We start from the raw sequence: 22,230 nt of genomic DNA on the forward strand, positions 1-22,230 counted from the left end.
AGGCATATTCACGGAAGGCGAACATACCGTTACCGAACACAATTAATTCAACTTGCGCGGAAACAGGAGAAATAAGCGCACGATCCCGCTGCCGTCAGCGCAGGAACCGCCTGAAACGGCGAAGCGCGAAAACGAAAAGCGCGGAGCCGATGGCCAGCAGCGCCAGCAATTGCGGCCAGACCACATCCAGCCCCGCCCCCCTGAAAAGCACCGATTGCGCCAGTATGACGAAATGGGTGTTGGGTGCGAGAAGCATGATGTACTGGATGATATCAGGCATGCTTTCACGCGGCGTCATGGCGCCGGAGAGCACCTGCAACGGCAGCAGGAACAGGATCAGCAGCATGCCGAATTGCGGCATGGAACCGGCCACCGTCGCAAGGAAGATGCCCATCGACGTCATGGCGAAGAGCTGCAAGGCGGTGCCGAGCAGGAAGAGCAAGAGCGAGCCTTCGATTGGAATGGCGAGCAGGCCCCTGACGACGACGAACAGGGAAAATGCCGAGGCCACCAGCACGACAAGGCCCATGGACCAGACCTTGCTGAGCATGATTTCCAGCGGCGTGACCGGCATGACCAGCAGATGCTCCACTGTGCCATGCTCGCGCTCGCGAATGAGCGCCGCCCCCGTCAGCACGATCGACAGCATGGTGATGGCGGTGATGATGTTGTTGATCGACCCGAACCACGACTTGTCCAGCTCCGGGTTGAAACGGGAGCGTAGCGTCAGGTCTACCGGCACCGAAGTCGCACCGCGATAACGGTTGATATATTCCTGAACTTCGCTCGTTACGATGCTCTGCACATAACCGCCGCCACTGAAAGCCTGGCTCATGCGGGTGGCGTCGATATTGAGCTGGATAGCGGGTTGCTGCCCGGCCATCAGCCGGCGCTGGAAATCCGGCGGGATATTGAGCGCGAAGGTATCGAGGCCCGCATCCATGCGCTTGTCCATTTCCGCAATGGAAATCTGCTTCGGCGGAGAGAAGTAAGGCGGATAAAAAGCCGTGCTGATGCGCCCGGAAAGCGGCGACTGATCCTCGTCGACAATGGCGATGGCGGCATTGTTCAGCGTCTCCGGCAGCGCGCTGGAGCCGGTGTAGATTTGCAGCGTGAAGGCGTAGACGATGAGCAGCAGCAACATGCCGTCACGCGCAAGGCCGCGCAGTTCCTTGATCCCGAGCTGGAAGATGTTGGACGAAAACAGCTTCATGACGCCTGTTTCCTCAAAAGTGCGGCGCCGGCAATGAGAAGCAGCGGAATGGCGATGAGAAGCGGCAGGAACGAGCCGGAGAGCCCGGCAAAATCCAGCCCCTTGGAGAAGGTGCCGCGCGAAATGGTCATGAAATAGGTGGCGGGATAGATGTTGCCGATAAAGGCGCCCGCCCCCTGCAGCGACGAAACGGGATCGATCATGCCCGAATATTGCGTTGCCGGAATGAGCGTCAGCAGGGCCGTGCCGAAGATCGCCGCGATCTGGCTCTTCATGAAGGACGACATGAGAAGGCCGATGGAGGTGGCGATGATGACATAGAGCAGCGCTCCCGTCGCATAGGCGAGATAACTTCCGGTGAAGGGCACCTGGAAGATGAAGATGGCGAAGGCCGTCAGAAGCAGGAAATTGAGCATGCCAAGAGCGACATAGGGAAGCTGCTTGCCGATCAGGAATTCCAGCCGCGTGGTCGGCGTCACGTAAAGATTGACGATGGAGCCGAGTTCCTTTTCCCTGACGACGCTGAGCGCCGCCAGCATGGCGGGAATAAGCATGAGCAGCAGCGGAATAACCGCCGGCACCATGGCGACGAGGCTCTTGACGTCCGGATTGTAACGATAGCGCGTCTCGATGCTGAAACTGCTTTGCGTGGCGGCGCTGCCGTAAATCTCGGCGGCCTTGCGCGCCAGCCATGTCTGGTGCATGCCCTGCACGTAACCGCGAACGGTCTCGGCCCGCTGCGGCATGGCGCCGTCGATCCAGGCGCCCACCTCCACCGTCTTGCCGCGCAACACGTCGCGGCCGAAACCGGGAGGAATTTCGATGGCGAGGCTGAGTTCCCCGTCACGCATCCGCCGGTCCATATCGGCATAATCGCGGATCGGTTCCTTCTCGATGAAATAACGGGAGCCGGCAATGTCGAGCACGTAATCGCGGCTGATGGTGGAATCGTCACGGTCCAGCACCGCGAAGGTCAGGTCCTCGACATCGAGATTGATACCGTAACCGATGACGAACATCAGGATGACGCTACCGAGCACCGCCAGCGTGCCGCGAATGGGGTCCCGCTGCAGTTCCAGCGCCTCGCGGCGCGTATAGCTGAACATGCGCCTGAAATCGAAAAATCTCTTACGATTGGGTGCAGCATGTTGCGTCGCCGGCACCTGCGCTGTCGCGACGGGTGCTGCCGCGGGCTCCGCCTTTTTCACGCCGGAAGCATCTTCGAGGTAGGCGACGAAAGCCTCTTCGAGAGTTGCCGCATTGCGGCTTTTGGTAATCGCATTGGGCGTATCGCTGATCAGCACCTTGCCGGCATGCATCAGCGAAATCCGGTCGCAGCGCTCCGCCTCGTTCATGAAATGGGTGGAGATGAAAATGGTGACATTGTCGTTGCGCGAGAGATCGGCGAGGATTTGCCAGAACCCGTCCCGCGCCACCGGGTCGACGCCGGAGGTCGGCTCGTCGAGGATGAGAATATCAGGCGAATGGATCATCGCCACCGCCAGCGACAGCCTCTGCCGGATGCCGAGCGGCAGGTCGTCCGGCAGCGTCTCCATGACAGCGCCGAGATCGAAACGCTCGGCCATTTCGGCGATGCGCGGCTGAATTTTCTCTTCCGGCAGCTTGAACAGGCGGGCGTGAAGATCGAGGTTCTGGCGCACCGTCAGCTCGGAATAGAGCGAGAAGGCCTGACTCATATAGCCGACGCGGTGGCGGATCGCCATGTCGCTGGCATCCACCTTGTGCCCGAAAAGCTTGGCCTCGCCTTCGCTGGCGGCCAGAAGCCCCGTCAACATCTTCATGGTGGTGGATTTTCCGCAGCCGTTCGAGCCGAGAAAGCCGAAAATTTCGCCGCGCGGAATCTTGAAGCTGACATTGTCGACGGCGGTAAAATCGCCGAAGCGCATGCTGAGATGCGACGCCTCGATGGCATAATCGCCCTCACCCGCCACCCTGCGCGGCGCGATATGCACCTCGTGGTAACCCTTGCGCTTTTCTTCGGGCAGGAGCGCGATAAAGGCGGCATCGAGATTGGGTGCGGAGGTGCGCTCGAGAAGTTCGGCAGGCGAGCCGGTAGCTAAAATCTTGCCGCCATCCATGGCGACCAGCCAGTCGAAACCGGCCGCCTCTTCCATATAGGCCGTGGCGACGATAACGCTCATGCCCGGACGCCCGGCCCGGATGGAATCGATCAGCTCCCAGAACTGCCGCCGCGACAGCGGATCGACGCCCGTGGTCGGCTCATCGAGAATGAGCAGGTCGGGATCGTGGATCAGCGCGCAGCAGAGCCCCAGCTTCTGCTTCATGCCCCCGGAAAGTTTCATCGCGGGGCGGTCGGCGAAGGGCTCGAGGCCGGTACTCTTCAGCAATTCGGCAATGCGCGCCTGCCGCTCCCTGCCGCCCTGCCCGAACAGCCTGCCGAAAAAATCGATATTTTCGAAGACGGACAGGGTGGGATAAAGGTTCTTGCCAAGACCCTGCGGCATATAGGCGATACGCGGGCAGGTATCCTCGCGGTGGCGCGGATCGGACATGTCCCCGCCCAGAACCTCCACCTTGCCTTTCTGGATGGCGCGCGCGCCGGAGACGAGCGACAACAGGCTCGATTTGCCGACACCGTCCGGCCCGATAAGCCCGATCATCCGCCCGGCGGGGATCTCGACCGAAATGTCGGCCAGCGCAATGGTGCTTCCGAAGGTCAACCGCACATCGGCCAATCGCGCGACCGGTGCATGCCTGTCATTCGTTGCGGGAGACGCGACCATGGTGGCCACCGTCACTTGACGAGATTGCGTTCGAGGTTTTCCGGCCAGGCGGCCTGCGGATCAAGCCGGACATAGGCCATGCCGGGCAGCCCGGTTTTGACATATTGGATATATTTCTGCAGCAGCTCCTGCGGGATTTGCGCCCTCACCCGGAATGTCAGCTTCTGGCGTTCCTCTTCGGTCTCGACCGTTTTCGGCGTGAACTGCGCGACATCGGCGACAAAGGAAACCTTGGCAGGGATGGTATATTGCGGGGCGGCATCCAGTATCAGGCGAACGTCCGAGCCCATGGACGTGCGACCGGCCTCGGCCGTCGGCAGGAAGAACGTCATATAGACATCGCCGAGATCGACGAGGTTCAGAACCCGTCCGCCGGCGGACAGCACCTCACCGGGCTGGGCGATCCGATATTGCACGCGGCCGTCGCGGGGCGATTTCAGCGTCGCATCGGCGATATCCGTCTCGATGCTTTCAATATCGGCCTGCGCGGCATCCACCGCCGCCTCGGCATCGACGATCTGCGCCTTGGCGGCGTTAATTGCGGCATCGGAGGCGGCAAGCGAGGCCTCAGCGGAAGCGAGCGTGGCGCGGGCGGACTGCTCGGCGGCTTCACTGTCATCGACGATCTGCTGCGAGACGGCGTTGCCGGTCAGCAGCTGTTTCGAGCGCGCATAGGTCTTGGAGGCGGAATCGAGCTGGGCCTTGCGCTGTTCCACCACCGCCAGCGCCGAGGTCTTCTCCGCCTCCCGTTGGGCGACGAGGCTGTGGGCCGTATCGATCGCTATTTTCGCCCGGCGAAACTGCGCTTCCGCCTGACGCCTCCTCGCCTCCAGTTGCGCCGTGTCCATCTGGGCAAGCACCTGCCCGGCCTTCACGAAATCGCCTTCACGCACCATGATGTCCTGAAGACGACCGGCGGTTTTCGTGGAAATGTCGATCTCGACGGCCTCGATCCGGCCGTTGCTGGCCACAAATCCGGCGGGAAGTCCCTCACCCTTCAGCTTTGACCAGGAGAAATAGGCGACACCGGCAATAACCAAAATCACCAGACCAACGAGCAAGCCTTTTTTAGACATCCGTCTTCCCCATGAACCCTTCGAATTTCAACCCTAATACGATGAAACCGAAGAAGCCAGCCACCATTGCGTTTAGTATTCGCACCCGACATTTCTCCTGTTGAGGGAGTGGGCCGGGGTATTGGCTGTTTAGGTGAGGGTCAGTTTTGCGGCTTTGACACAAGTCAAGTGCATGAGAGGTTTCGGGCAAAGGCTGGAAACGCCATGGGAACCATGCGCCGAAAGTGATGGGCAGCATGACATTCCCTCCGTCATGCTCGGGCCTGTCCCGAGCATCTGCTACCTATCAATTTTCGCTACGTGTTTGGATCCTCGGGACAGGCCCGAGGATGACGTCGAATATGGAGAGAGGCGCGTGTCGGTGAACTCGGCCGCAGACGAAACTCCCGCGACTTCCAATTACCGCACCCCCCGCATTCACACCGCCCGCGCCCGCTTCACCTCCACCTGCGTCCATTCCGGCAACCAGTCGCGATGGGCCAGCAGCAGATCGTCCACCAGCGACCAGATCTGGTCGAGATCCAGTTCCGCCGCCGTGTGCGGATCCATCATCGTCGCATGGAAGATATGCTCGCGGTTTTCGCTCATCAGCGCCCGCACCGTCAGTTCCTGCACATTGATGTTGGTGCGCATCAGGGCGGTGAGCTGCGGCGGCAAGTCGCCGATATAGGTGGGCTGCACGCCGTTATGATCGACAAGGCAGGGCACCTCCGCCGCACAATAGGCCGGCAGCGAGGTGATGCAGCCATTGTTGCGCTGGTTACCGTAAATCACCGAGGGTTCGCCGGTCCAGACCGAGTTGATGATGGAGGAGGCATATTCCTTTGACTGCTTGACCTCGATCTTCTCGGCCGAACGATAGGCTGCAGCCTGCCCCTTCCAGCGCTCGATCTGCTCGATGCAGCGCTTGGGATATTCATCGAGCGGGATGCCGAATTTCTCGATCAGGTCCTCGCGCCCTTCCTTGATGAAATAGGGCGTATATTCGGCGAAATGTTCGGAACTTTCGGTGACGAAATAACCGAGCCGCGTCAGCATCTCGTAACGCACCTTGTTGGGGCAGCGCGGGTTCCAGCCGGGCTTCGGAGCCCGGCCTTCGCGGTAGCCGCGGACGAGGTCGGGATAAAGGTTCTTGTAGCTGCCATCCGGCTGGCGGTGCTCGAACTCCAGGAAGAACGCCATATGGTTGATGCCGGCCGAACGGTAGCGGATTTCCTCATAGGGAATATCGAGATCGTGGGCGAGTTCCATGGCCGTGCCCTGCACGGAATGGCAAAGGCCGACCTGCCGGATCGTCGGATATTTCTCCGCAATCGCCCAGGTATTGATCGCCATGGGGTTCACATATTGCAGCATGATGGCGTTGGGGCAGACGGCCAGCATGTCCTCGCAGATCTTCCACAGATGCGGCACCGTGCGAAGACCGCGCATGATGCCACCGACGCCGAGCGTATCGGCAATAGTCTGGCGCAGGCCATATTTGCGCGGCACCTCGAAATCGGTGACCGTGCAGGGCTCATAGCCGCCGATCTGGAAGGCCACGACGACGAAATCAGCGCCGGCGAGCGCCTTTTTCTGGTCCGTATAGGTTTCGGCTTTCGCCTTTGCGCCAAGCGTCGAAATCAGCTTGTTGACGACGATGGCGCTTTCTTCCAGCCTCTCGCGATTGATATCCATCAGCGCGATGGTGACCCCCGAAAGGGCCGGACGCTGCAGCACGTCGCCGATGATGTTCTTCATGAACACCGTGGAGCCTGCGCCGATGAATGTGATCTTGGGATCTCTTGCCATATCTACCTCCAGCATTGGGAATTCAAGCGATTTCGAAGGCGGCCCGTACAAGCCGCTGGGTATATTCAGTTTTCGGATTGGTCAGCACATCCTCGACAGGCCCTTGCTCGACGATCTGCCCGCGCTGCATGACGATGACGCGGTGGCAGAGCGCGCGGACCACTTTCAGGTCGTGCGAGATGAACAGGTAGCTCAGGCCCCGCTCATCCTGCAGCTTGCGCAGGAGATCGATGATCTGCGCCTGCACGGAAAGATCGAGCGCCGAGGTCGGCTCATCGAGCAGGATGAATTCCGGCTCCAGCGCCACCGCACGGGCAATGGCGATGCGCTGCCGCTGGCCGCCGGAGAATTCATGCGGAAAACGTGAGAGGATGTTGCCGGGCATGCCCGCCGCCTCCAGCGCATCGCGCACCCGCTCCAGCCTTTCGGCCTTGGTTCTGCCCAGCCCATTGACGACAAGACCTTCCTCGATGATCTGGCCGATGGTCATGCGCGGATTGAGCGAGGCGAAAGGGTCCTGAAAGACGATCTGCATACGCGATCGCAAGGGCCGCATTTCGGCGCGGGAGCGGCCATCGACCCTCTCCCCGTCAAAGACCACCTCCCCGGCCACCGGCTCGTTCAGCCGCAGCAGGGATTGGCCGAAGGTCGTCTTGCCGGAACCGGATTCACCGACAAGACCCAGCGTCTCGTGCCGATTGAGGGTAAGCCCCAGACTGTCGACGGCGATCAGCTCCTTCAGCTCCGGTTTAAACAGGCCGCCGTAACGCATCATGAAAGAGACCCGCACGCCATTCGCCGTCAGCAGCACGCCGGAATTTTCCGGCAGCGGCTTTGCCGTGCCATGCGGTTCGGAAGCAAGCAGCTTTTTCGTATAGGGGTGCTGCGGCGCTTCGAAGAGCTTTTCCGTGGTGTTATGCTCGCGCATCTCGCCATGCTGCATGACATAGACGTAATCGGAAAACTGCTTCACGATCGTCAGGTCATGGGTGATGAGAACCACGGCCATGCCGCGCTTCTTTTGCAGATCGCGGATGAGATTGAGGATTTGCGCCTGCACCGTGACGTCGAGCGCGGTGGTAGGTTCGTCGGCAATCAGCACATCCGGATCGTTGGAGAGCGCCATGGCGATCATCACACGCTGCCGCTGGCCGCCGGAAAGCTGATGCGGATATTGCTTCAGTCGCGCTTCCGGTTCGGGTATCTGCACCTGTCGCAAAAGATCGAGCGCCCTCGCCTCGGCCTCTTTCCGGCTGAGCTTCGAATGAACACGGATTGCCTCGACGATCTGGCTGCCGACCGTATAGATCGGGTTCAGCGAACTCATCGGCTCCTGAAAGATCATCGAGATGCGGTTGCCGCGCAGCGCCCGCCGCTGGCGGGTGGAAAACTTCAGAATGTCGTCGCCGTTGAAACGCACGGTCGCGGATTTCGCAACGGACGCCCGCTTCGTCAACAGCCCCATGATCGTGCGGGCCGTGACGGATTTTCCCGAACCGGATTCGCCGACGATGGCAATCGTCTCGCCCCGGTAAAGCTGAAAAGAAATGTCCTTCACCGCCTCCACCGTGCCGTGCTCCACCCTGAAGGTCACGGCAATGTTGCGGGCATCGATGATGGCGTCGTCGTTTCGGTCATCGGCATCGAGGCGGATGGCGGGGGCGTAAGTGTTGTTCTGTGCAGCAGCAACCATATTACGCTCCTCTCAATAGGGATCGACGGCATCGCGCAGGCCATCGCCCAGCGCGTTGAAGGCGAAGACTGTGACCAGCACGAAACCGACCGGCGCGAGAATCCAGGGATAGGAACCGATGACGGAATAGGTCGCCGTATCCTGCAGCATCAGCCCCCAGGAGATGAGCGGCGGCTTGACTGCAAAGCCGAGGAAACCGAGGAAGGATTCGAGCAGCACGACGCTCGGAATATGCAGCGTCACGGCGACGATCACATGGCTCATCACATTCGGCAGGATGTGCTGGAAGATGATGCGCCGGTCGGTCGCCCCGACGGCAATCGCCGCCCGCACATAATCGATGCGCGCCAGCGCGAGCGTCTTGCCGCGCACCTCGCGCGACATCTGCGCCCAGCCGAGCGCCGACATGACACCGACAACGAAGACGAGGAACACGGTGGTCGGTGCGGTGACGGGAATGAGCGACGTCAGCGCGAGATAGAGCGGCAATTGCGGGAAGGCCAGCACCACCTCCACGAAACGCTGCACCCAGGCATCCAGCGGCCCGCCGAAATAGCCGGAAATCAGACCGACGCTGGTGCCGATGACGGTGACGATGGCGACGACGCTGAGCGCGATGGCAAGCGAGATGCGCGAGCCATAGATGGCGCGCGACAGCACGTCGCGTCCGAACTTGTCGGTGCCGAGAAAATGCACCGGCTGACCATCGGTCGAGCCGAAGAAGTGACGGCTCATCGGGATAAGGCCCAGCAGCCTGTATTCCGCACCTTTGACGAAGAAGCCGAGATAGACGGGATTGTCGTAATCCGGCCCGACGATGGGCTGGAAGGTGACAGGATCAAGCTCTTCCGTTTCGGCAATGGCATAGACGCGCGGTGCGAGGCTGAAATTGCCGTCCTTGTCGCTGAAGCGCACCACCTGCGGCGGCGAGAAGCTGCCATGGGTTTCGAGCGGATTCATCGGCGCGAAGAAATCCGCAAAGATGGCGATTAGGATTAGCAGCGCCACCAGCACCAGCCCGACCATGCCGGTGAAGGAGCGCCGGAGGCGACGCCAGACCAAGGCAAGATAGGTTTCGTTGCCATGGGCGGAGCGGTCGGGTTTTGCGGGGGCGGCGGTTTCGGTCTTCATCTCGTCAAACGCCATCATCTCAGGCCCTCCCGAATTCGCGGACGCGTGGGTCGAGCATGGCGAGCAGCATGTCGGCGATGATGTTGCCGACGATCAGCGTGGCGGCCAGCACCATCATGAAGGTTGCGGTGACATAGACATCGCCCACCGCCATGGAGCCGACAATGGCCGGGCCGACGGTCGGCAGCGCGAAGATGATCGCGGTTTCGATCTCGCCGCTCAGCATGTAAGGCAGCACCACGCCCTGATACATGACGAGCGGGTGCACGGCGTTCGGGACCGCATGGCGCATGATGACGGCGCCTTCCGAAAGACCCTTGGCGCGCGCCGTCTCGACATATTGCGCATTCAGCGTATCGAGCAGATTGCCGCGCATCACCCGCATATTATAGGCCAGCCCGCCGAAGACGGCGATGGCGACCACCGGCCAGACATGGCTGACAAGATCGACGAATTTGCCCCACGACCACGGTGCGCCGCCATATTGCGGCGAGAAGAAGCTGCCGATCTCAGACACGTCGAAATGAAACACCATGAGATAGACGAGGATCAACGCCATCAGGAAACGCGGGATCGTCATGCCGAGGAAGGCAACGGTCGACAGAAGATTGTCGACCCAGGAATATTGCCGTGTAGCCGCCCAGATGCCGAAGGCGATGCCGAGAACGGATGCAAAGATGTGGCAGACCAGCGCCAGCACAATGGTGCGCGGCAGGCGTTCGCCAACCACATCGGCGACCGGCTTGTTGTAATAGAAGCTGTAGCCGAAATCGCCGCGGGTGACGATGCCGCCGATCCAGTTGAAATATTGAATGACGAGCGGCTTATCGAGGCCGTGTTCGATGCGGTAGGCCTGCGCCTGCGCTTCCGCCTGTTCGAAGGACGCGCCGCCCTGGTTCATCAGCTGCGAGCGGATGTAATCGGCATAATCGCCGGGCGGCGCCTGAATGATGGCGAATGTCACCACGCTCAGGATCAACAGCACCGGAATGGCGGAGCCTATGCGTATCGTCAAGAATCTCAGCATCGAACGGTTTTCCTCCGTTTGGGCGGGCCGTGATGGATAACGGTCCGCCGGGTGCCTCCGGCCGCGCTTCACGCGCGACCGGTACCGGGTGTTCTCCGGGAGGAGTTCTTCAAGGTATTCGTATTTCCGGACGGAAAACCGGGGTCCGATTTTCCTTGAAATGCTTTAGTTGATCGGCCCGCCCTCACCCGGCTTGCCGGGCAGCTGCTGCGGGAAGAGTTCGTATTTGCCCTGCTTGTCGGCCGCGACCCAAAGGCGTTCGCGAATGATGGAATCTTCGGCCCAGTTGAACATGAAGATCGGCGTGCCCTGCGGCACATTCGAGAACCGCTTGTTGACGATCAGCGCGCCGGGATATTCGGTGAGACCGATCGTATAGAGGTTCTGCGTATAGACCTTCTGATATTGCTTCATCAGCTCCGCCCGCTCGGCATTATCCTGCGAGGAGATGAACTTGCGAACGATGTCGGCCATCTCCTTCTCGAACGGCATCAGATCCAGCTCCTTGCCTTCGGGCGAGCGGTGGTTCCAGCTGGTGCGTGGGCCGACAGGGGCAAGCTGCTCGGTGTTCTGCACCACGGATGAAAGCTCGGTGGAATTGCGGCGCACCAGCCAGTCGAACTGCCCGCCATAATGGGCGGCATCGCGCTGGTTGGAATCGAGGCTGTTGATGACGACGCGCAGGCCGAGTTTCGCCATCTGGCCAACCAGACCTTCCGCGAGGCTCTTGTCCGTCGCGTAACCGTTATTGACGAGAAGGGTAATTTCGACATTGCGACCGCCAAGTGTTTCCTTCGGGAAATTCAGGAAACCATCGCCATCCGTATCCTTCAGGCCGATCGAGGCGAGTGCGGCCTTGGCGGCCTCGAGGTTGAAGGGGTAATAGACCGTGGAGGCGCGATCATAAAAGCTGGTGCCAGACGAAATGCCGCCCGGATAGATCGCCGTGAACGGCCCCTTCACCAGCGAGTCGCCGACTGCCTTGCGGTCGATGGCCGATGTGACCGCCTGACGGAACACCTCGTTGCGATTCAGCTCGCGAATGGCCTGCCCGCGCTCATCCGGATTGCCCCAGCCATTGGCGGAGAAATTCATCTGCAGATTATAGCCGATGAGCCGCGGCCCGAAGGCAAGGCGGGCCGGTGCATTGGGATCGGCGGCGCGTTTCAGCGAGGCGACGAAATTCTCCGGCTGTTCAAGGTTGGAGAAATCGCCCGACCCAGCCACGGCCTGCACATCGCGGTCGGCCCAGGTGGAAAGCTTATAGTGGACCTCGTTGAGATAAGGCAGTTGCTGGCCCTTCTCATCGACCTTCCAGTAATAGGGATTGCGCCTCAGCACGATGATATCATCGGGCCGATAAGCGACCGGCACCCATGCCCCCATGACCGGCATGTTCATATATTCCGGCGGGAAAGCGTTCTTGAACTGATTGTAGGTGTTCTTGGAATATTTCGGATGTTGCGGCTTCAGGATATGCGACGGCCCGGGGCAGAAGCTCGGATAGGCCATGGTGTAGAGATATTGCTTGGGAAAGGCGCTCTTGAAGGTCCACTCCACCGTATAATCATCAACCTTCCTGAGCGTCGTTCCCTCACCGAAGGCCTCCGGCGATGCGCCGCCGCCAAGCGGTGAAACATTGGGGTCGACGACCGCATCTTCCCAGTAGAACATCACGTCATCGGCATTGAAGGGCTCGCCATCCGACCATTTCGCCCCCTTGACGAGATGCATCGTCAGCTTGTGGCCATCCTCGGACCATTCCCAGCTTTTGGCGAGATTGGGCAGCGGTTCGGTATCCTTGGCATCCACCTGGAAGAGCGGTGCGGTGCGCGTCAGGCATTCGGAAAGGGCGATATCGATGCCGCCCCAGCCCTGGCTCTGGCCGGCAATATAGTTCCAGCCCTCGGGCCTGCCGCCCACCACATGGCGCATCGTATCGCCGTAAACGCCCATGCCGTCGGGCATATTGCCGGTCTTGTAGACCAGCGGCTCTTCCGGCAGGCGCTCTTTCAAGGGCGGCAGCTTGCCGGTCTTTTCGAATTTCTCGCTGACCCAGTCGGGCTCACTGTAATCTGGCAGCGCCTTGAATTCGAGGATCGAGTCGCGCGCGACATAATTGATCTTGCCTTCGGCCGGAAATTGCGGCGGCTCCGGCGGCGTGGCGGTCTCGAAGGCATTTGCACTGAGTGCGATCATCGAAACACTGAGACCCAGTGCCGAGATGATACCGATCCTGCGTTGAAGTAACATCGTCATTCCTCCCAAATGGCAGCTCTTCGACCGCCCACCCTCTGTGATCGTTCTGGCCGTGGCGACGAACTCCCTTCCGCCGCCCGGCCTGTTCCCATGCCTTTTCCTTCAAACAGCCTTTTTCAGCGCCGATTTTTCGGCCCGCAGTTCTTCGATGGAGCGCACATTGCGGCGGGCGGCACCGGCCCAGTCGCGGGTCTTGACGCTGGATTTCGCAAGCCGCTCCTTCGCCGCCGGCACGGCATCCGCATATTGCGGCAGCCAGCGCGCCTGCGCGACGACCATCTCATCCACCATCTGCCAGACCTCCTCCGGCGTGGCGACGGCGCCGACCAGCGGATCATGCAGCACGGCAAGCTTCAAAAGATCGATATCGCCGCTCACCGCCGCATGCACAGACATGCGCTGCACATTGATGGACGCCATGCAGGTGGCCGCGCAGGCTTCCGGCAGGGTCACGCCCGAGACCATGTTGATGCCGAAACGGTCGACAAAACCGGGGGATTCGATGATGGCGTCCGATGGCAGATTGGTGATGACGCCATTGTTCTTGACGTTGAAATGGCCGCGATAGACACGCCCGGTTTCCAGCGCTTCCAGAATGTGGCTCGCATGTTCGTTGGAGCGCTTGGCCGGATCGATGGGCTTGGCGGCGGATGCCAGGAACTGTGGAAACTCGGTTTCGAACCAGTTACGCGTTTCGGTGGAGTGGCGGAGATAACCGCCGGTTTCACCGTGAATCCAGTCGGACATGTCGATCCAGCGGGCGATTTCCTCCGGCCGCTTGCGATACCACGGCAGATATTCGGAGAGATGCCCGTTGCTCTCGGTCGAATAGACGCCGAACCGCTTCAGCACGTCGATGCGCAGCTTCTCCTGCTGCGAGAAGACCGGATGCGCCTCGAAGGCGGCGACCAGCTCTTCCTTGCCGATCTTGCGACCGTTGAGCCTCAGATCGACGAACCATGTCTGGTGGTTGATGCCGGAGCAGATGTAATCCAGCTCGGACACGCTTTTCGCACCGAGGATTTCGGCGATCTGTTCCGCGCCGTGCTGCACGCCGTGGCAGAGACCGACCGTATCCACCTTGCCATATTCGATGGCGGCCCAGGTGTTCATGGCCATGGGATTGGCATAGTTCAGGAATTTCGCACCCGGTGCGGCGACTTCGCGGATATCCTTGCAGAAATCCAGAATGACCGGAATGTTGCGCTGACCGTAGAGAATGCCGCCGGCGCAGATCGTATCGCCCACGCACTGGTCGATGCCGTATTTCAGCGGAATGCGGATATCGTCCGCATAGGCTTCCAGCCCGCCGACCCGCACGCAGCTGATGATATATTTCGCGCCCTCCAGCGCCCGCCTGCGGTCGGTATCGGCCGTCACCTTGACGGGGAAACCATTGGCCTCGACGATCTTTTCGAGGATCGCCCTGATCATATCCAGATTGTGCTGGCTGATATCAGTCAGCGCGACTTCAATATCGCAAAACTCCGGCACACACAGGAGATCGGTGAACAGTTTTTTCGTGAAACCGACGCTGCCTGCGCCAATAATAGCGATTTTGAAACTCATAACGCCACCTCTGTTGCAAATCGAACGGGTGAAACGGGCCAAAGGATCGTAAAATGGCATTGCAGAAAAATACCCGTGAGAATCCCGGAAAACCGGCCTTCATCTCCAATTTTTCAGCAACAATATCCTGCTGGCTGTCTCCTCGGATCGGGATTATGCGTATAATATCGGTGAGGACCAGAGAAGGATTATGCTTTCATGGGTAATTTTGTGCTGCGAGATTTGATCGCTCAGGGACCCGGCATGAGAACAGTCTCGCTGCCGCGCGGCCGCCAGACGCTGCACACCATGCCGACCAGCAGCGGTTATGAAATCCGCAGCGGCGGCAATTACGACTGGGACGGGCGCAAACGCGGCCAGACGCCTTTTACCGTGCTGCAATATTGCATCGCCGGACAGGGCAACCTGCGTTACGAGAACCGCCATTATGTGGTGAGACCGGGCGAAACCCTGCTGCTGCTCATACCGCACAATCACCGCTACTGGCTGGAAGAAGGCAAAGAATGGGAGTTCTTCTGGATTTCCATGAATGGCGAGGAAGCCCTGCGCATTCACCGCAATATCCTCTCCGTCACCGGCCCGATCCTCAAGCTTCAGTCCGAAACCGTGGATCATCTTGCCGAATGCTGCTCGCGCCTCGTCAATGGCGCGGAAACGCCAGGCGCCGCCTCAGCCGTCGCTTATGAGGCGGCGATGACGCTTTATGACGATGTCTTCGGTTCTCATCCTTCTTTCGGCGGCGAATATCGCACCATGCAGCAGGTGCTGAGCTACATCGACAGCCATCTCGGCGAACGGCTTTCGGTCAGCGATCTTGCGGCAGTGGCAGGCCTCAGCCGCGCGCATTTTTCCCGCATCTTCGCCGCAAGCGAAGGCCTGTCGCCAGCGGAATTCGTGCTGCAGCGACGCCTGCGCCGGGCGGCGAAGCTTCTGACCTCGGCTGCCAACCTTCCCATCAAGGAGGTGTCGGTGCTGTGCGGTTTCGAGGATCCGAACTATTTCTCCAAGGTCTTTCGCAGGCTCTACGGCACCAATCCGAGTGAATTCCGCACCACCGGCATGTATGCGAGCGTGCGGCAGGGCTGAATGACAAAACGACTTCGTTTTGACATGTTTCAGGCGATTAAGGATGGGCGTTACGCCCTTTTTGGAGACCCGCCGAGGTGAAGAGCATAATCCGGACGATCCTCGTCTTTCCGCTTCGGGCGATCATCGTTTTCGCCCTGATCCTCGACGGCATTTTTCGCCCGCTCTACCGGCCCGTCGTCAGGGCCATATCCGGGCTGACATTCATCAAGCAACTGGAAAGCCGGATCGCGCGATTGCCGCGTCTTGCCATTCTCCTTTGCCTCGCGGTGCCCTTCGCCATCGCGGAACCGATGAAGATCATCGGCCTCGTCCTCATTGCCCATGGCGCCGTCAAGATGGGGCTGGCTCTGACGGTCTTCGCCCATCTCGCGACATTCCTGATCGTCGAGCGCATTTATCACGCCGGCCGGGAAAAGCTCCTCACCTATCCCTGGCTCGCATGGATCATGCGCTATGTGCGTTTCGCACGGTCGTTTTACGACCGCTTCAAACTTGCAGCACTGAACTGGGTCAGGCTTCGGCTTCTCGCGCAATAGAGGCAGAGCGCCCGTCACCGTTTGCGGCGCAGCTTCTTCAGGAAATATTCCGCAAGGGCAGTTGACTGCAAGGCAATGAGAATAATGACGATACCGACCACCACACGGGCCTCCGGCACCTCGTCAAACAGGAAATATCCAACAGCGGTCACGAACAGGATCGATAGATAGCCAACGGGTGCAAGGACACTGGCATCGGCAATGCGATAGGCCCGCAGGAAGCAATATTGCCCAAGTTGCGCCAGCAGGCCGATGGCGAGCAACGGCCCCCAGTCGAGCGGCGCGACCGGCTTCCATGTCCAGATCGCCGGAACGGCGGTGATGACGGCAAGGCCGACCGTATAGAACACCATCATCACCGTGGTGTTTTCCTGCCGCAGCGCCCGGGTCTGGATGACGGCAAGAGCGCCGAACACCACCGAGACGAGGACAACCAGCACCCCCGCATTGAATGCCGCGCCGCCCGGCCCGATGACGATCAGAACGCCGACAAAGGCCAGACACGCCCCCGCCCAGCGATATCGGCTCACTCTTTCCCCTAAAATGGCAACGGCCATCGCCATCGTCACCAACGGCCGCGAAAAACCGACAGCGTTGACGGTGGCAAGCGGCAGAAGGGTGATGGCGATAAAATTGCTGGTGAGCGCGATGGCGTTGCAGCAGATCCGGAAAATATTGCGCCAGGGATATCGGACGCGCATCATTTCCATTCGGTGTCGCCAAATGAGCGGCAGAATGAAGAGCAGACCGATCATCGCCCTTATGAAGACGAGCTGGAAAGCTGGATAGGTAACGCCCTGCGCCTTGACGAGCGCTGTCATTCCACCCGAGACGAGGGCCATATCCATAAGCAGCCAGCCAATGCCCGCGCGGGCATTGGCGTCGCGCGGATTTTCCAGACTTTCGCTCTTTCCGTCGCCATTCACGCCGGCTGCACAAGGTTGGCCATGAGGAGGAAGGCCCCCGGCACAAGCTTGTCCATCTGGTGATGCAGCACGAGGCTGGTATGGGTGTGACGGCCCTTGCCTATGATACCGGAGACCAGCGCGCCCTTGAGCGGCTGCTCATCGACATCATGCATCGCAAGCAACGGCTCGTAGACATCGTCCCAGCGCGAGGCGAAATAAAGCCCGCGTTCCTTGTCCCAACCCGCCCAGTCGGCGGCATCGATTCTGTTGGGGCCGACGAGCAATGGATGTTCGGGCGTCAGCACCGTCACCTCCGCCTGCGGGTCGGTCACCCGCCAGCGCAAGGAGGGCTTGCCGATCTCAAGCCGCCTCACAGGCGTCGTCTCCGGGTTCCATCCATCGGTCGGCCGATGATAGAGCGTGACGAGATGGCCGCCATCTTCAACGAAACGATGAAGCTTTTCCGTTGCCGCAGCCAGATCCCTGCGGATGCCGAAAGCAAAGATGCCGATAACGATCGTCGTGAAGGACGACAGGTCGCCGGCAAGCGCCGGAGCATCGAGTTCGGTGACATCGAGGCCCATGCGCGAAAGCCAGAGACCCACCCTGTCGGCGCCACCGCCGACATAACCGACGCGCGCGCCCTCGGGCAGTTTGAGGTCCAGCGACAGGATTTTCAAAACGGAAGGCGCCAGAAACCTTGCCCTGCCGATATGCGGATAAGCGATGGGCGTGATCTGGAAAGCGGGTTGCGAGCCGACAAGCGCTTCGATCTGGGCAAGGCCCGCCTTCGCATCCCCAGTGCGTTCGGCAATCCAGTCGCCGCCGCGCTTGCGCAGGTTCCAGCCGCCCGTATTCCTGAACGACAGTGGCACATCGGCACCCTTTATATGCGCCTGAAAGACATGGGCGTCCTGCTCCTGTCCAAGCGGCACCAGAAGGGCATCGGGCGCTATCATCAGCGACTGCGCGGGCGTCACGAAAAACGGCTCTTCCAGATCGAAGGCGGCCGAGACCTTTCTGCCTCCAACCGTTGCGGAAAGTAGCACAGAGGCATGGCCATTGCCGCCTAAGGCTTTCCAGTCGGGCTGGTAAAGCCCCGAAACAGCAGCATCCTGATCGGCGGCGAGCGAAAAAACCAGCGTCTCACCACGCGACTGAACGGACGACGAGACACCCGATGGAAGGACCGGCGTGACCTCGACATCAAATTCAGCCACCTTGTCTGAAAGCTCCACGGAAAGAAACGATGTCCCGCCCGGAACGATCTCCGCCGGCTCGGCATAGGCCCGCTCGAAAACATCGAGCGCCGTCAGGATAGCGGCGTCGACCTGCGCCCGCTTGCGTGCGATCCGATGCCCGTGCAGCTCCCTGAAATCCGTGGCTGCGGCTTCATCGACCGTCTGCAAAAGAGCCGCCGCCGCAAGAAGTGACGCCGTGATCCGCTGCCTGTCGGGAAATGCCGCGATTGCTTCGGTTATTGCCTGTTCGGCCTTGACCAGCGCCTTTGCCAGTCCGGCATCCAGCCCCGGAAAAGTCGCAAGGTCGGTGAGTGAAGACGGCAACCTTTCGAGGATCGAGCTTTCCTCGCCACCGACGGCATCCGAGAGCTCGAGATGCAGCGGCCAGACCTCCTGCGCCCGCTGCGGCCAATGCCCCATTCCCTGCGAGGCGTGATAATAACGCGACCATTCGCCGATGCGGTCATATTGCGCACCGGTGGCCTGCTCCCTGCCCGGAACATTGATCGTCAGCGTCGTTTCCGGCGGCGGCACTTCGTCATCATAGGTGTCCCCACCGCCCGACCAGGCGGGAAGATAGAACTTCGCCACCTTCCACGGTTTCAGCCCCTCGGCGAAATGCTCGGGATAGGCGACAGGATCGGCCGCGAGCGCGATGGCGCTCTTTGCCGCCCGCGTCATGGCGCGGTGGTGTCCGTGCTGTCCCGGCACATCGAGAAAGGTCGGAATGACGATATCTGGATGTTCCTTGCGGTAGGCGCGCACCAGCCGCTCGACGATGCGTTGCTGCCCCCAGCGGTTAAAGGTCTGGTCGCCATCCTTGGAAAAACCGAAGTCGTGGATGATATCCGCCGGGCCATGGCCGAGCCAGCTGATATCAGCATCGATGACGCGAGCGGCCTCCTCCAGCTCGCGCGACCGGATGACGCCAAGCGCGCCGAGCCGCTCCGGCCCCAGCGCATTCTGCCCGCCCTCGCCACGCGTCGAGCAGGCGATGATGATCCGCATACCAAGTTCCATGCGAAAATAGGCCAGAAGTCCGTTCTGCTCGTCGTCCGGGTGCGCGCCGGTATGCATGACCGTGACGGTGGATTTCAGCGCGCTCAGCTTGCGGTGCAGGCGGACGAGCCACGGATCGGCCATCTGCCGTTCGATGCGCTCCCGGGGGTTAAGCATGGGCGGTCTCCTCCAATATTCAGCCGGGTGCCTGCGCTGCGGCTCCCATGGATGTCTCGAGTTTTGGCGTGACGATGTCGAACAGCGGCAAGGCGGCGGCACCGAGTGCGGCGGTCAATTGGCCGGACTTGCCGTGGATGACACGCGGCAGTTCCCGCTGCCGCCGGCTTGCGACCGAGGTTGGCAAAGGCCCCATCCGCGCAATGATTTCGCTGATGACGATCTCAGGCAGCGCACCGCCGAGAATGACCGTCTGCGGATCGAGAATATTCTCGAGCATGGCAACCATGGGCGCCAGATGGGCGGCAGCATCCTCGATCCATTCCATCACCACCGGATTGCCCGCTTTGAACAGGGCTTCCAGATCGTCAAGCTCCGTATCCACGACACTGGCGCAGACAAGTTTTTCCTTCAGCACGTAAACCGAGGCATAGGCTTCGAGGCACCCTCTCTGCCCGCAGGAGGGGCAAGGCCTTCCCTTCGGCGAGACGGTCACATGGCCGATTTCGCCGGCATTTCCGAACGCGCCGCGATAGGGCGATCCGTCCTGAATGATGCCGAGACCGATACCGACGCCGAAATAGATCATGCAGAAATTCGGGATGGCCAGCCCTGCACCGAACAGCCGTTCTCCGACCGCAGCGGCCGTCGCGTCGTTTTCCACCACGACCTGCTGGCCGCAGGCTTCCCCCAGCATCTGCCGGGCATCGATGCCACCCCAGCCGGAAAGCGTCGTCGGCCCCACTGAAGTCATGCCATCGATCTCGAAGGGACCGGGCATGACAACCCCGGTGCCAAGCAGCCTACAGCCGAGATTTTTCGCAACAGCGGCATGTTCGGTGGCAAAGGTCTTGAATATGGCGTCCGGCGTCGTGTCCTTGAGGGGCGTAACACGGTGGGTACGCAACACGCCGGCAAGATCGAGGCCGACCGTGACCATATGGTCGGCGGCGATTTCCACACCGATGGTCGCCCCGCCATCCGGGTTGACGGCGAACTGGATCGGCGGCTGGCCCCTGCCGGTGCGGCGGCGGCCGAGTTCCTTCAGCAATTCCTCGCCCATCAACTCGTCGACGATATTGGCGACCGCCTGCGGTGTCAGATGTGTGATCTTGGCGATCTGGGCGCGGCCGAGCGATCCGTGCCGCCGGACGATGTCGAGCACGACTCGCCTGTTGTGTTCGCGGCTCCGCTCAGGATTTTTTCCGATTGCTACGGGATAAGCGTCCACCGTGTGCACCGTCATCTCTTCAACTTCCCGTCTCTTGGAAAATTCATAGCGTCGAATTGACGATAAGCGCAATATAATAATTCAAGTAAATTATCTTATTGACAAATGCATGCCTTCAGAGAACCGTAGAGGACGACCGGGGGTCAGGCTTGCATGGGGCGGAAGAGGAAACTCCGCTGCCGGCAAATCGATGAGCGCGCGCGAAAGCGCGGATAAAGGGAACGATCGCTCCGCATCCGGAAGACCGGACGGAGGAAATGGAGGCTTACATGCGCAGGGCAACTCTGTTCGCCGGCTTGGTCGCCGGTTTCAGCACATTCGCATTCAACGCCGCGCAAGCGGTTGAAATCGAATATTGGCAATATGTCTTCGATACACGCGTGAAGGCCATGGACGAGCTGATCGCGGAATTCCAGAAGGCCAATCCTGACATCACCGTCAAGCAGGTGACCTTCCCTTACGCCGATTACCAGACGCGCGTCATCGCCGCCAATCTTTCCGGCAAAGGCCCGGACGTGATGCAGCTCTTCTACGGCTGGCTGGATAAATTCGCAGCCGGCGGCATTTTGCAGCCGTTGCCGGCCGATGCTTTCCCGCATGACAAGATCGAAAGCGAATTTTTCCCCATCGTCAGCGCCATGAAGCGCGGCGACGATTATTACGGCCTGCCGACGGCGGTTCGCTCGCTGGCGCTCTTCTACAACAAGAAGCTCTTCACCGAAGCCGGCCTCGATCCCGCCAATCCACCGAAAACGCTGGATGAATTTGTTGCCGCAGCGGAAAAGATCGCCAAGCACGATGCCGCCGGAAACCTCACCGTTGCCGGCTCCACACTCGACATGGGCGGACAGGACCATCAATGGTGGCGTGAGGTTCTCATTCGCCAGTTCGGTGGCGAGCCCTACACCGACAACGACCAGAAGGTCGCCTATAACAGCGAAGCGGGCGTTCAGGCCCTGAAGTTCTATACGAGCCTGCAGCTTGAGAAGAAAATCGGCCAGGTGGGCTTCATGGATGAAGGCCAGGCCGCCTTCCGCGCCGGCAAGGCGGGCATGACCATCGACGGCACGTTCCGTCTGGGATCCTTCAGGACCATCAAGGATTTCGAGTGGGGCGTGACCGAGCTTCCCACCAATGACAAGAATATCCGCTCCAACTATGCCAGCTATTTCGCAAACGGCATCAGCGCCAAGACGAGCGGCGAGGAACTGGAAGCCTCCAAGAAATTCCTTGCTTACATCTCCTCACCGGAAGCCATGGCAATCTGGCTGAAGACTGTCGGCGAGCTGCCGGCGCGGCGCGCGGCGGCGCTGACCGAAGAGAACCTGAAGGACCCGGTCTACGCGCCGTTCCTGAAGGGCCTCGAATACGCCCATACGACCCTGTTCAAGGACGAAGCCGCCCAGCGGCAGAATGCCATCGACATGACGAACCGGATCTTGCTCGAGGGCCAATCCGTCGAGGATTCCGTCAAGCAGGCCGCCGAGGCCGAGCAGGAAATCATCGACGCGGCGAAACCTTAAAA

The 22,230-nt window shown here is 60.4% G+C and carries 15 protein-coding genes; 3 read left to right on the top strand and 12 right to left on the bottom strand.

Features of this window, described 5'->3' with window-relative positions; translation table 11 throughout:
- Positions 1 to 94: 94 nt before the first annotated feature.
- The 9 genes from ACQZ5N_RS11355 to melA (ACQZ5N_RS11395) form a co-directional block, all read right to left on the bottom strand.
- Positions 95 to 1,213, bottom strand: coding sequence for an ABC transporter permease (locus ACQZ5N_RS11355; protein WP_059756311.1), 1,119 nt, complete (start codon positions 1,211 to 1,213; stop codon positions 95 to 97).
- Positions 1,210 to 3,978, bottom strand: a complete 2,769-nt coding sequence (rbbA, locus tag ACQZ5N_RS11360; protein ID WP_448732927.1) for a ribosome-associated ATPase/putative transporter RbbA — start codon at positions 3,976 to 3,978, stop codon at positions 1,210 to 1,212. The genes ACQZ5N_RS11355 and rbbA overlap by 4 nt, the downstream gene beginning before the upstream one ends.
- Before the next feature lie 11 nt (positions 3,979 to 3,989).
- The gene (locus ACQZ5N_RS11365) at positions 3,990 to 5,054 is read right to left on the bottom strand and encodes an HlyD family secretion protein (RefSeq protein ID WP_448732928.1); all 1,065 of its coding nucleotides are present in this window, start codon (positions 5,052 to 5,054) and stop codon (positions 3,990 to 3,992) included.
- Between the two features lie 417 nt (positions 5,055 to 5,471).
- On the bottom strand, positions 5,472 to 6,845 hold the full coding sequence (melA, locus tag ACQZ5N_RS11370) for an alpha-glucosidase/alpha-galactosidase (protein WP_448732929.1): 1,374 nt from the start codon (positions 6,843 to 6,845) through the stop codon (positions 5,472 to 5,474).
- A 22-nt stretch (positions 6,846 to 6,867) separates the two neighbouring features.
- Positions 6,868 to 8,538, bottom strand: a complete 1,671-nt coding sequence (locus ACQZ5N_RS11375) for an ABC transporter ATP-binding protein (RefSeq protein WP_448732930.1) — start codon at positions 8,536 to 8,538, stop codon at positions 6,868 to 6,870.
- A 12-nt stretch (positions 8,539 to 8,550) separates the two neighbouring features.
- Positions 8,551 to 9,687, bottom strand: coding sequence for an ABC transporter permease (locus tag ACQZ5N_RS11380; RefSeq protein WP_448732931.1), 1,137 nt, complete (start codon positions 9,685 to 9,687; stop codon positions 8,551 to 8,553).
- 1 nt (position 9,688) lies between these two features.
- The gene (locus ACQZ5N_RS11385; protein ID WP_448732932.1) at positions 9,689 to 10,696 is read right to left on the bottom strand and encodes an ABC transporter permease; all 1,008 of its coding nucleotides are present in this window, start codon (positions 10,694 to 10,696) and stop codon (positions 9,689 to 9,691) included.
- A 165-nt stretch (positions 10,697 to 10,861) separates the two neighbouring features.
- Positions 10,862 to 12,949, bottom strand: a complete 2,088-nt coding sequence (locus tag ACQZ5N_RS11390; protein WP_448732933.1) for an ABC transporter substrate-binding protein — start codon at positions 12,947 to 12,949, stop codon at positions 10,862 to 10,864.
- A 108-nt stretch (positions 12,950 to 13,057) separates the two neighbouring features.
- Positions 13,058 to 14,524 (bottom strand): alpha-glucosidase/alpha-galactosidase, encoded by a 1,467-nt coding sequence (gene melA / locus ACQZ5N_RS11395; RefSeq protein WP_448732934.1) that lies wholly within the window; start codon positions 14,522 to 14,524, stop codon positions 13,058 to 13,060.
- 198 nt (positions 14,525 to 14,722) lie between these two features.
- Between melA (ACQZ5N_RS11395) and ACQZ5N_RS11400 the strand changes: the two genes are divergently transcribed.
- Positions 14,723 to 15,610 carry an AraC family transcriptional regulator gene (locus tag ACQZ5N_RS11400; RefSeq protein WP_059756288.1) on the top strand — a complete coding sequence of 296 codons (888 nt, stop codon included), beginning with the start codon at positions 14,723 to 14,725 and terminating at the stop codon, positions 15,608 to 15,610.
- Positions 15,611 to 15,687: 77 nt separating this feature from the next.
- Positions 15,688 to 16,149, top strand: coding sequence for a hypothetical protein (locus ACQZ5N_RS11405; protein ID WP_425644675.1), 462 nt, complete (start codon positions 15,688 to 15,690; stop codon positions 16,147 to 16,149).
- A 14-nt stretch (positions 16,150 to 16,163) separates the two neighbouring features.
- On the opposite strand, the gene ACQZ5N_RS11410 is transcribed toward ACQZ5N_RS11405, so the two are convergent.
- The 3 genes from ACQZ5N_RS11410 to ACQZ5N_RS11420 are packed head-to-tail and all read right to left on the bottom strand — an operon-like array spanning position 16,164 to position 20,720.
- Positions 16,164 to 17,075, bottom strand: a complete 912-nt coding sequence (locus tag ACQZ5N_RS11410; protein ID WP_448732935.1) for a DMT family transporter — start codon at positions 17,073 to 17,075, stop codon at positions 16,164 to 16,166.
- Positions 17,072 to 19,474, bottom strand: a complete 2,403-nt coding sequence (locus tag ACQZ5N_RS11415) for a PIG-L family deacetylase (protein WP_448732936.1) — start codon at positions 19,472 to 19,474, stop codon at positions 17,072 to 17,074. Before ACQZ5N_RS11415 ends, ACQZ5N_RS11410 begins: the two co-directional genes overlap by 4 nt.
- 19 nt (positions 19,475 to 19,493) lie before the next feature.
- Complete coding sequence (locus ACQZ5N_RS11420) at positions 19,494 to 20,720, bottom strand: ROK family transcriptional regulator (protein ID WP_448732937.1); 1,227 nt, start codon at positions 20,718 to 20,720, stop codon at positions 19,494 to 19,496.
- A gap of 242 nt (positions 20,721 to 20,962) precedes the next feature.
- Between ACQZ5N_RS11420 and ACQZ5N_RS11425 the strand changes: the two genes are divergently transcribed.
- Positions 20,963 to 22,228: an extracellular solute-binding protein gene (locus tag ACQZ5N_RS11425; RefSeq protein WP_059756274.1), complete on the top strand. Its 1,266-nt coding sequence runs from the start codon at positions 20,963 to 20,965 to the stop codon at positions 22,226 to 22,228.
- Positions 22,229 to 22,230: the final 2 nt, after the last annotated feature.

It is taken from the genome of Agrobacterium sp. 22-221-1 (genome assembly GCF_053522445.1).